Annotated in this window: 11 protein-coding genes; 5 read left to right on the top strand and 6 right to left on the bottom strand. The window is 34.9% G+C overall.

Annotation, left to right across the window (positions count from 1 at the left end; translation table 11 throughout):
* The coding region (locus AC2YJL_RS26870; RefSeq protein ID WP_487375077.1) for an Ig-like domain-containing protein at window positions 1–4205 on the top strand (4205 nt) is incomplete at its 5' end.
* Between the two features lie 152 nt (window positions 4206–4357).
* Window positions 4358–4885 carry a P-loop NTPase family protein gene (locus AC2YJL_RS26865; protein ID WP_230933877.1) on the top strand — a complete coding sequence of 176 codons (528 nt, stop codon included), beginning with the start codon at window positions 4358–4360 and terminating at the stop codon, window positions 4883–4885.
* A 421-nt stretch (window positions 4886–5306) separates the two neighbouring features.
* On the opposite strand, the gene AC2YJL_RS26860 is transcribed toward AC2YJL_RS26865, so the two are convergent.
* The 3 genes from AC2YJL_RS26860 to AC2YJL_RS26850 form a co-directional block, all read right to left on the bottom strand.
* Window positions 5307–5795: a spore coat protein gene (locus AC2YJL_RS26860; protein WP_060747331.1), complete on the bottom strand. Its 489-nt coding sequence runs from the start codon at window positions 5793–5795 to the stop codon at window positions 5307–5309.
* 107 nt (window positions 5796–5902) lie between these two features.
* Window positions 5903–6604, bottom strand: coding sequence for a DUF1796 family putative cysteine peptidase (locus AC2YJL_RS26855; protein WP_060747330.1), 702 nt, complete (start codon window positions 6602–6604; stop codon window positions 5903–5905).
* A 202-nt stretch (window positions 6605–6806) separates the two neighbouring features.
* Window positions 6807–7211, bottom strand: a complete 405-nt coding sequence (locus AC2YJL_RS26850) for a DUF4183 domain-containing protein (protein WP_050691685.1) — start codon at window positions 7209–7211, stop codon at window positions 6807–6809.
* 314 nt (window positions 7212–7525) lie between these two features.
* Here AC2YJL_RS26850 and AC2YJL_RS26845 point away from each other — a divergent pair, with 314 nt between their 5' ends.
* Window positions 7526–7810 carry a DUF4183 domain-containing protein gene (locus AC2YJL_RS26845; RefSeq protein ID WP_050691684.1) on the top strand — a complete coding sequence of 95 codons (285 nt, stop codon included), beginning with the start codon at window positions 7526–7528 and terminating at the stop codon, window positions 7808–7810.
* Between the two features lie 72 nt (window positions 7811–7882).
* On the opposite strand, the gene AC2YJL_RS26840 is transcribed toward AC2YJL_RS26845, so the two are convergent.
* Entirely contained in the window at window positions 7883–8161 is a 279-nt protein-coding gene (locus tag AC2YJL_RS26840) for a DUF4183 domain-containing protein (protein ID WP_251569169.1), read from the bottom strand.
* Complete coding sequence (locus AC2YJL_RS26835) at window positions 8161–8523, bottom strand: hypothetical protein (protein ID WP_407818417.1); 363 nt, start codon at window positions 8521–8523, stop codon at window positions 8161–8163. The genes AC2YJL_RS26840 and AC2YJL_RS26835 overlap by 1 nt, the downstream gene beginning before the upstream one ends.
* Window positions 8524–9295: 772 nt before the next feature.
* Here AC2YJL_RS26835 and AC2YJL_RS26830 point away from each other — a divergent pair.
* Both AC2YJL_RS26830 and AC2YJL_RS26825 read left to right on the top strand, forming a co-directional pair.
* The gene (locus tag AC2YJL_RS26830; protein ID WP_088568287.1) at window positions 9296–9772 is read left to right on the top strand and encodes a hypothetical protein; all 477 of its coding nucleotides are present in this window, start codon (window positions 9296–9298) and stop codon (window positions 9770–9772) included.
* A 364-nt stretch (window positions 9773–10136) separates the two neighbouring features.
* On the top strand, window positions 10137–10631 hold the full coding sequence (locus AC2YJL_RS26825) for an exosporium protein D (RefSeq protein WP_217599629.1): 495 nt from the start codon (window positions 10137–10139) through the stop codon (window positions 10629–10631).
* Between the two features lie 193 nt (window positions 10632–10824).
* Here AC2YJL_RS26825 and AC2YJL_RS26820 read toward each other — a convergent pair whose 3' ends face one another.
* Complete coding sequence (locus AC2YJL_RS26820; RefSeq protein WP_230933876.1) at window positions 10825–11307, bottom strand: hypothetical protein; 483 nt, start codon at window positions 11305–11307, stop codon at window positions 10825–10827.
* Window positions 11308–11334 lie beyond the last annotated feature (27 nt).

The raw sequence follows: 11334 nt of genomic DNA, 5'->3' as shown, positions 1-11334 counted from the left end.
TCACGCCAGTGAACGATGTACCAGTGGTGCCGAACTATGAGTTTGTGATCAATGAAGACACGAGTTTAAGTAGCCAAGTGGTGGCAACGGATGTGGACAGCAATCCACTAACGTACGGGTTACTGACAGGTCCAGTAAATGGAACAGTGGTAGTCAATCCAGACGGAACCTACACGTATACACCAAACGAAAATTACAACGGGGTAGATAGCTTTAGCGTCGTAGTAAGCGACGGCCAAGGAGGAACGGCCGTTTCAACGATTACAATTACGATCTTGCCAGTAAATGATCCACCAGTAGGTCCAAATGTTATTACGGTTACTACATTTGAAGAAAGCCCTGTTACAGGCCAAATCGTTGCAACTGATCCTGAAGGAGATCCCCTGACGTACACCTTACAAGATTTACCGACTAATGGAACAGCAGTAATCAATCAAGAAGGGTTATTCACTTATGTACCAAACGAGAATTTTGCTGGAAATGATACGTTTACTGTACGTATAGCCGATCCAACTGGACAGTTTATTATTACAAATGTATTTGTTATTGTTATACCAGTTGAACAGCCACCCATTGTACCTAACTATTCGATTACTACTCCTGAAAATCAATCTGTAACTGGCCAGGTAGTAGGAAGTGATCCGAATGGAGATCTGCTCACTTATCGCTTAGGAACTTCTCCAGTTAATGGAAGCACCATAGTAAATATAGATGGCAGTTTTATATATTCACCTAATTCTAATTATGTAGGTCCAGATTTATTCACGGTTATCGTAGAAGATTCAACAGGCCTTACAGCAGTGTCTATTGTAAATGTTACAGTTATTGACGTGAACAATTCGCCAATTACGAGTGATGTTATCCTTCAGACTATAGAAAATGTAGCAATTAATGGGCAAGTTTTTGCTACAGATCCAGACGATAATCTACTCACTTTTAGTTTATCGGGTACCCCTTTTAATGGAACGGCTGTGGTAAATCCAGATGGTACCTTTTTATATAATCCAAATCCTAATTTTATTGGTTTGGATTCTTTCACAGTAGAGGTAAGGGATAATCGCGGAGCTAGTGCACAATCTCTTGTAACTATCAGTGTAATTCGAGTGAACCAACCACCGATTGTCGTAGATTTATCACTTTCAACTGTACAGGGTCAGTTTGTAACAGGGCAAATTCCTGCCTTTGATCCTGAAGGAGATTTACTAGTATATGGTCTAAATTTAGCGCCACTTAACGGTACCGCCATTATTAATTCAGATGGAACATTTACGTATACGCCGAACCCAAGTTTTGTAGGAACAGATTCATTCTCTGTTTTTGCCAGGGATCCTCTTGGAAACCAGGGGTTTGGAACTATTACTGTAGAAGTTCAGTCTCAGGATTTACCGATTAGCGCTGAAGGGCTAACTTTAACTACTTTAGCAAATCAACCTGTAAGTGGATCTATCGCTACTGTGAATCCAGCAGGCTCTCCATTAAGTTATGCTGTAGCCATACCGCCATTAAATGGAACCGTTATATTAAATCAAGATGGAACTTTAGTTTATACGCCAAATCCTGGATTCACAGGAGAAGATATCTTTGATATCGTTGTTATAGATTCAGCTGGAAATCAAAGTATTGCGAATGCTGTTGTGACAGTAGTAGTAGGAGATAGAATTTCGGTGGTAAATAGTGAAATAACGACTTTATTTAATACACCAGTTTCTGGGCAAGTAAGTGCTACAAATTTGAGTGGAAACCAATTGTTTTATACGCTTACGTCTAATCCAAATAGTGGATCTGTCATAGTTAACCCAGATGGGACATTTAGTTATACGCCAAATACCGGATTCTTTGGAACGGATCAATTTCAAGTGCTTGTAAGCGATGTTCTTGGCAATACAGCTGTTGCAACTATTTCTGTTATTACTCAGGGACCGATAGAACAGGCGCCAATTGTAGCCAATCAAGCACTATCAACAACCGAACAGCAGCCTGTAACAGGAAGTATTGGAGCTATTGATCCACAAGGAGAAGTATTAACTTATACCTTACTCGGCGGACCAGTGAATGGAATTTTAATATTAAATCCAGATGGTACTTTTACGTATACGCCAAACCCAGGATTCGTAGGAACGGATTCTTTTACAGTGTCTGTTCAAAACGAAACGGGTTTAAATGCAGCTACTACGGTTCAAATAACTGTTACAAAATTGGCTAATCAAATTGTAGTAAGTAATACTACTACTGTTCGCACAGTAGAAGGGCAGAGTGTAAATGGTGAACTTTCAGTTCGAGATCAGCTAAATAGGCCATTAACCTACAGCCTTAACACTATTCCTGCTTATGGAACGGTTATTTTAAATCCAGATGGAACGTTTGTTTATACACCGACCCCTGGTGTGAATGGAACAGATCAATTTGAAGTTCTTGTTCAAAATGATCAAGGAGATCAAGCGATTGCTCCAGTTCTAATTATTATTGATCCAGCTCAAAGTGTCATTACACCGCAAGACGTTACAGTACAAACTCAGCAAGGTGTAAGTGTCTCAGGGACGATATTGGCAACGGATACTCTAGGGAGACCAATTAGATTTTCTTTAGATGCATCTCCATCTAATGGAACAGCTGTGGTAAATGCAGATGGAACGTTTAGCTATACACCAAATCCAGCATTTTTTGGAGAAGATATTTTTACTGTGTTGATTCAAAATGACAGAGGTGACTCTGCAATTGGCATTGTACGGATAGTTGTTCAAGAAAACCAAGATAGCATTGTTGTGACCCCTCTTACTGTTCAAGGAGTAACAAATCAACCTGTTACCGGTCAAGTTACGGCAGTGGATGTATTGGGGAACCCATTAACCTATCAAGTTCAGAGTCTACCAGCAAACGGAACAGTGAATTTTAATCGGGACGGTTCATTTAGCTATACGCCGAATCCAGGATTTACTGGAATAGATTCTTTCACAGTAATTGTTCAAAATAATCTTGGTCAGTCAGCAACAACTAGTGTTACTGTTTTGATTCAGGGAGTTAATGATCCAATTACAGTGGAAAATCAGCTTTTAACCACACCAACTGGCCAAATTATTGAAAGTCAAATCATTGCAACGGACGCACTAGGAAGACCTCTTACCTTTGCTGTGGCTACCCCACCAACAAATGGAGTACTTGTACTACGAGCAGATGGAACGTTTAGTTATACACCAAATTTAGGGTTTATTGGTCAGGATCAGTTTGTGGTATCTGTAAGAAACAGTGAAGGGCAACAAGCGTTTTCAATTGTTACTGTTAATTCTACCGCAAGCAATAATATAATTACTCCAGGAAATAATACCTTTGCTACTTTGCAGGGTGTTCAAGTAGTTGGTAATATTCAGGTAACTAATTTACTGGAACGTCCATTAAATTACACACTAGCAACAGTTCCTTTAAGTGGTAGCGTGACAGTTGATTCTAATGGAAGATTTATTTACCAGCCTGCACCTAATTTTGTAGGAACAGATACTTTTACTGTATTGGTACGAGATGATTTAGGAACAGAATTACTTGTAGTGGTAACAGTTGTAGTAGGCAGAAACCCTCAGCCTCCTAATGTGGTAGGGCAAGTAATTAAATTATTTGTTAATACTCTTACTACTGGTCAGTTAATTGCTATTGATCCAAATTCTTTACCACTAACTTATCAAGTTATAACAGGTGCTCAAAACGGACAGTTTAGGATTAATCAGAATACAGGCCAATTTATTTACATCCCTAATGTTAATTTTGTGGGGACTGATACAGTGATTATAAGGGTCACTAATTCGGATGGAGCTTCAAGTGACGCAGCACTTACTTTTATTGTGGAAAGAAGAGTATCACCAGCACCGACACCAGTTCCAGGTAAATCTAATACTAAAAAGAAATCGTTGCGAGATCCGCGTAAAAATAAATCAAAAAGTAAATGTCCTATAAAGGTATCTGATCAATGTATAAAGGGAATTATTAACAAGAAAATATGTGGTGAAATTGATGCTTGTACAGTCAAAAACCTACCTCTTAAATATCAAATCTTCAAGGGGACGAAGAACGGTAAATTTAAACTTAATACGGAGACAGGTGAGTTTATTTACCTCCCTAACGTAAACTTTGCAGGAGAGGATTCAGCTGTTGTGCAGGTAATCAGTATAGAAGGGGTATCGGTTCAAGTTACTATTAAATTTGTTATAAGAAAATAATTAACAATTAAAAAGCTATCCAACAAGTTATTTGTTGGATAGCTTTTTGAAATAAGGTTCATGATGTTTTGTACGTAGCGAGCATAATTGAATGTCTACAATTGGTAATAAATAGCTTGATTTAATTTTATATATGAATTGAGGTGATATTAATGTATAAAATTGTGATATTTGGTAATTGTTGTTCTGGTAAAACTACATTAGCTACACAGTTAGGTGAAAAATTAAATATACCTATCCATCATTTAGATCTGTGGTTCAGAGAACCTAAAATGAGAAAAATATCGCAAATTAGGCAACGAAAGAGATATTTTAAAAAAAAGTTGGAAAGGGTGTTAAATACAGCGAGTTGGATTGTTGAGGGATGGGGATATGTAGATACGTATGATGTACGTTTTAGTAAAGCCGATATTATTATTTTTTTAGATGTTGTCCCCCAAGAATCTAAAGAACGATTTTTAATACGAGAACAGAATAAACAAATGCATACAAAAATAACTGAAAAATTGATTAAACAAAGCTTTTACAAAATAGATAAATTTCATGAAGAAAACCGACCTATTATATTGGATCTTTTTCAGAAGTATGAAGGACAATCAGGGAAAAGCTTATTTCCTATTGCGAGAAAATATAATTTAGAACAATTACTTGCTACATTAAGAAATGGGAAATACGGATAGAAAAAACGTTTGCTCATAGGTAATTTATAAGTTACTAAATTAATCCATTTCTTTCTTCAAGCGTTACTTATTTATCCCCAGATATGAAATGTGTGCTAACACGCTTCTTTTTTATGAGTATTTCATATGTATTTATGATGAATGAAAAACTCTTTTATAGTTATGGGAAATCGTTTACATAGAGGTTATAAAAAGTGGTTTACTTTTTGGTGTAATATAGGAATTCTATAAGTGTAATGGCTTTAGATAACTTTCTCTGTAATAAAATAGTGTACAGGCTGTAGCAGCAAAGGATTTTTTTATAGCTTGTACACTATTAGCTGGTTTATAAGGGTATGTTGAATATACTACCTGTGATGAATTTGGTAGTATATTATTTTTAACAACTTTATTAATAGGTCATTAAAGGATCAAGGGTTTTCTAAGGGATTAATAATAAGGTCAACGCTTGTAAAAAGTTTTGTATAAAAATAGCTGTATCGTTATTTGATGTTGTTACATTGACACCTTCACTGTTTTTTACGATAACTCTTTGTCTATTCAATTGAATTGACCTTGCGATCTGAGAAACTTCTTGTAAAAACAGCCTTATTGAATTGGCATCGAGACCTATTGAAAGTAAGAAAATGGTTAATATTTGTATGAAGCTTTGAAGAAATATGGTTGTCTGTGTATCTGTTGCAGTAATAGTAACATCACAGGAATTTTTCACAAGAATGATTGAATCAGAAACTTGGTCATTGAAGATCTCTTGTCTTGTATCAGTTTCAATGAGTGCATTGTTATATCTATTAGAACAAAAAAAATTTTTCTCTGCACATCTTGTTTTTTTACAATTTTCCTCTTTTTTTCTTGAAGGTTTGGAATTTAGACAACTACAGTAGCACTTTCTTTTTTTAGAACAACTCAAAGTGTAACCTCCTTTATATGTTTCTATTATATTAATATGAAAATTAAGAGGGTTTGCTTGTATACTTGTCCCTTTTCTTTTATATATTATAGGAAAAAGAGTAATGTTTAATTCAATAGTGTTATTCCGTTTAATAAATCATTCCAAACAGCAGCATTGGTACAATTATCTCGAGAAACTTGAACCCAACAAATTTTGTCTTCAGGTGTTCCAAAATTCATTTCTTTTACTCCATGTAATTCTTCGTCGACAGTCTCAACTAGCAGAAGGTTAAAGTTCCCATTAGTCATGTCTGTTAAAATTGATTTTAAGTTAATTACATCCTCATAGCTTGTGGGCATCCATTCATATCTTATAAATAACGTACGTTTACTTTGTGCAATTTGATTAAGAAATGTTTGAATACGATGATCTAATCTTATTTTATAAGGTGGATATTGGACAGACCAGTGTTGGTTAGGAACCATGGGAAAGTCGTGGACAGAGTCAATGTTATATTTAATATCTGTAACATAATGGGATCTTATTGATTCGGAAGTGCCGGATTTAAAAATAGGATATCCGTTATCATCTACATAATTAGCTAGTATGTCTTTTTCAATTATGTTTTCTACTTCCATAAAACCTTGAAATTTGTTTCTTAATAATGTATTTACGTCAGGGAGAAAAGGAGATTGCATCCAATCAAGAGGAAACGAATGCCTTCTCAAGCTGTGACGTTCGGAATAAAGCGCTGGGCCACACCAACTTCCTAAGCCAGCCACCAAATTATAAGAGCCTTTTATATCTTGTAAGTTTATATTAATCACTCCTTTATTTTCTTACACTATAGTATATAGAATAGGGTTTTCAGTTGATTGGACAATGAAAGGCATATTTAAAAAGAATCTTTTTTACGATTCTATATAAAGAGCAGTTATTTATATTGGAAATTCAAATGTGACATTCTAATATAAAATAAAAAACATGACAAAATTAAAGATTTGTCATGTTTTTTTACTTTATATAGGATTACGTATTAATTACGGTAGTGACAGATAATGTACTAGTTGGGGTTGAAGTTGAAGTTGCAGAATGAGTGACAAATTCTACAATTACAGGTGCTCCAACAGTTACAGTATCATCAATATTTAAGGCTGTTGTAGATAAGGTATAGACATTAGTAGGTTGCATGACTCCATTGATGTATATGTTAGCGTAAGAATTAGCTGTTACATCAGGCAAAACTGTGATTGTTGCTCCTACATCATCAATAAAGCTTCCAGCAGGTATCGATGTGACTCCTCCTGCAACCATTGGGGCCGTTACAAATGTTGTAAATCTTGCTGGGGTAGGAGCCACACTCGTTGCTGTTGCTACTGTAATATCTCCAGCAATTGTACTAGTGGCTGTAAACACAGGTTTAATAATAGGCATATGTTTTATTCTCCTTTCGAAGCATGGGTGTAGAAAGAATGCTAATATTCCCTCTATCTATTAATAGTCAGATTTCTATTATTTGCTACGGTCAATAGTCTATAGAGTTAGTCCAAATTTTTAAGTGGTCAAGAATCTTTTTACAATTTAGGTCTTTTGCCGTTTCTAAATCAAAGCAGAAGAATAATAAATAGAGAATTGACATTGTTTTATGTTTTCTCTAATCATTTCAAAGTACATTTGTAAAGCCTCACTTTGAAATTGTTTAAAAAAGAGCAATAAATCGTTTAATAACTAGGAAAGGGGGACTATAAATGCCCATCGTTAAGCCCTTTATGAATTCTTTAAGGTTTAGTAGCACAGCAGGGGCAGGAACAGGTACTGGTGCTACCTACAGCATTCTTGCCACAGCTTTTACTACTGATGGAGGAACAGCTGCTACAGTTTTTCCAACTGCTCCTGCTTATTATAATCTTTATATTAACGGTCAAATCCAAACAGGTGATACTTCAACAGTTACTACTACCTCTATTATTATTCCCGATGGAGACACCCTTGCATCTGCTACCCCTATTGTAGTTGAGTTTGTTGTAAATTAATTAATTCATTCCATTTTTAGACTTATTTATCAACTTGGAAAGTCAGTTCTTTTTGTATGCCTATCTTAGAATTCATAAACTTTTGTATACTTCCTTATTGATTAAAACAAACTGAATGATAATGGGGACACCTTTTAAAGGTACTTCTTCTGTGAGTAAAGCTAAGCTGCCTTTTTGAATTTGATAATTAATATGAGGCTGGAGAATACCATTAATAAATAAATTGATATAAGAAACTTCATCAGGTGCTAATATTTCAGTAACTCCATATTGAGCTATCCCATCATTATTGGTATACAGGCGCTTTTGACCATCTGAAAAAGTAAAATATAATAAATTAGTGGAGGGAATTAGACCTGAGAATGGGGGTCCCTGGGGTCCCTGGGGTCCCTGGGGTCCCTGAGGTCCTTGAGATCCCTGGGGTCCCTGAGGTCCTTGAAATCCCTGAGGTCCTTGAGGTCCTTGAGATCCCTGGGGTCCCTGAGGTCCTTGAGATCCCTGAGGTCCTTGAGGTCCTTGAGATCCCTGGGGTCCCTGGGGTCCCTGAGGTCCTTGAGATCCCTGAGGTCCTTGAGATCCCTGAGGTCCTTGAGGTCCTTGAGATCCCTGGGGTCCCTGAGGTCCTTGAGATCCCTGAGGTCCTTGAGGTCCTTGGGGTCCTTGGGGTCCTTGAGGTCCCTGTAGCCCCCGAGGACCCTTATATTTCTGATCACATAGGTTATGAATAGAACAAAACACTAATATGGATTGTGAAGTGGAAACATATACAGAGTAGGGTGATCTGTGACAATGAGTTTTTCGCTTCTTTTTTTTATGAGAAATTTTTTTAAATTGAACACATCTACTTGTCAATTGTTAACACCTCCTTTTATTACGATGTAATCTACTTAAATTAGTGAGGGGAGAATAAACATACAAAAAGAGTGAAGAAGAAAGGCAACCCCAAAGTTCTTCATACATCGGAGTAGTTGATTATAAATTAGCTTCTTTTAGTTGCTATAAGGAAAAGGTAAGTAATCAGTAGTCGGTAAATTTAATGTCGTTTTAGAGACTTTTACCTGACATGTGCATTTAGAGGTACCTTCTTTACCTGAAATTACTCTGCATTTTATTAACGAATATTGGAATAAATTTAAGTTTTTCAGGCATTTCTTCAAATGTAACTTCCAATATTTATGTTATTCATTTATTTCATAAATGAGCGCCTAATGATAGTATAAGTGTTATGTAATCTTAAACCTAAGAGTTAAGGTATAAACTGGATAGATTGAAGCTTTCTTACAATTATAATCATTCGGACTCATCTTTCAGCAATACTATTAATACAATTTTTATCACTTCATTCTTTAAGTTTATTAAGTAAATAAGTTTTATCATAAAACTCATTAACTACAAAGTGTATACAGTATGTAGTTGAATAGTTAGCAGGAACGACATAAGTTTGTGTTGAATGTATATACAGATTGTATAAATGAGGTGATAAGGTTGGGAAAGTTAGATAAGTACGCTCGACAATCAAAATTAAAAGAACCAAGTAAAGTTCTGCCTATTCGGTTACCTGAAAGTGTATATGAGCGATTTCGACAATGTTGCGAAGGGTTAGGATTGTCTATGTCTGAAGCTGGATACTTGCTCATTAAGGAAGAATTAGAAGATAGTCTATACAATGCAAATACAGATGAAATTGCTGCAACTACACAGCGAATACAAAATCCTATACATTACGAAAAAACTCTGTATACAAAGGAAAATACAGCTAGATCTCCTTCTTTTTCTACAAGGTGGACGTCAATTGATTACGAAATCGAAAACGAATTACCTTGTCCCTTATGTCACCAATGGTATAGCAAAGCAAATTTTTCTCGCCATGCAAAAAACCATAGTACAACGACTAAAGAACTCTTAGAAAGCAATGCAGATATAGTTTATGAAATGATTAATGAACGTAAACTAAATACGTAAATAATTTATATAAATACAAAAATTCACCTTTTGTTTCTTGAAAAACATGTGAAGTAGAATAAGAGGTGAATTTTCTAATTACTAAAGCAATGTAGTTTTAAATGAACCAGGTTTCCCTTCAACAATTGAAAAACAGGTGAAGCTTCCATTATTACTCCTTTTATTCATCTATTGAACAGCTGGCCCCTGCAAGTTTTCTATCACAAATTTATTATCTTTTACACAAAAGTACCTTCTCTACCATTTCTCTAAATTGAAATTACGTAATCGAATAATCACTTTTTTTATGAAATTTACTATTATTGGACAAGCACACAAACAATCTATAAATAAATGAATAAAATAGTATATAAATAAAAAAGGAGTGATTAATATAAAAAGCTATCGTCATTACAATAAAAACGATGAAGTATATTATGTAGAAGCATCATACCCATATAGAGGTTCATATAGTAAGAAAAAAGATAATGAAAAATTTTTTGTTGAAAATCATACAATCGAAGGTTCTGGAACCAATTTAACAGGAAATATCCCATTAACTATCGCAGTTCCTGCTAATGCGACAGATGTAAATGTTTTTGAAGATTTCACTAAAAATCATAACAAAACGCTTCTTCAGTTATCAGCTGTAACTACTGGTCTTACAGTGTCAATTTTTGTTAGAGGCTCTAGACTACCTATTTCCGCAACTATACCTGCAGGTTCTACAAGAGCTTTTCAAGTTGAAAATTTCGAAAGGTTAACTGTTTCGAACCCTTCTCCTACTACGGCAGGAACTTTAAATGTCTTTATCCAAAAAACATTTTGTATTGGTTGTAATGGTCAAAATAAAAAACAAAATAAAGGCTGCTGCTTCTAAGATAGTAATAAAAAACCACACTGCACAAATAACATTTGTGCAGTGTGGTTTTTTATTATTAGAAAATCCAGAGTAGTGTAATTACTCTAGATTCTTAAGAATTAGCTGAGCAAGAAAAAAGACTATTAACTCGAGAGCTAATAGTCTTTCCTGATTATTTATTTACAAGTAAATACAGTTAGAATTAGACAGCTTAATTGTAATAACTTTTACTGCATTTGCATTTGTTTTTATCATAGTCTTTCTCATAAAAGACAACTTTATCTTTGCCATAATCTTTTTCATGTTTGTCTTTGCATTTATCTTTGCCATAATCTTTTTCATGTTTGTCTTTGCATTTATCTTTGCCATAATCTTTTTCATGTTTGTCTTTGCACTTATCTTTGCCATAATCTTTTTCATGTTTGTCTTTGCACTTATCTTTGCCATAATCTTTTTCATGTTTGTCTTTGCACTTATCTTTGCCATAGTCTTTTTCATGTTTGTCTTTGCACTTATCTTTGCCATAATCTTTTTCATGTTTGTCTTTGCACTTATCTTTGCCATAGTCTTTTCCATGCTTGTCTTTGCATTTATCTTTGCCATAGTCTTTTTCATCGTTATTTTTACGAAGGTCATACATCGCTTTCAAGCAGTGTTTACTTTCATCATTGTGATCATAATAAAATTTAGTCAAATGAATTCCCTACCTTTAGTTAAAATT

This window comes from Priestia sp. SRI_019 (assembly GCF_057586255.1).
This window is presented reverse-complemented; position numbering and strand designations above follow the sequence as displayed.

Coding starts and splice junctions, on each gene's coding strand:
- AC2YJL_RS26865 (WP_230933877.1), top strand. CDS start 4,358: ATGTATAAAATTGTGATATTTGGTAATTGTTGTTCTGGTAAAACTACA.
- AC2YJL_RS26850 (WP_050691685.1), bottom strand. CDS start 7,211: ATGCCTATTATTAAACCTGTGTTTACAGCCACTAGTACAATTGCTGGA.
- AC2YJL_RS26845 (WP_050691684.1), top strand. CDS start 7,526: ATGCCCATCGTTAAGCCCTTTATGAATTCTTTAAGGTTTAGTAGCACA.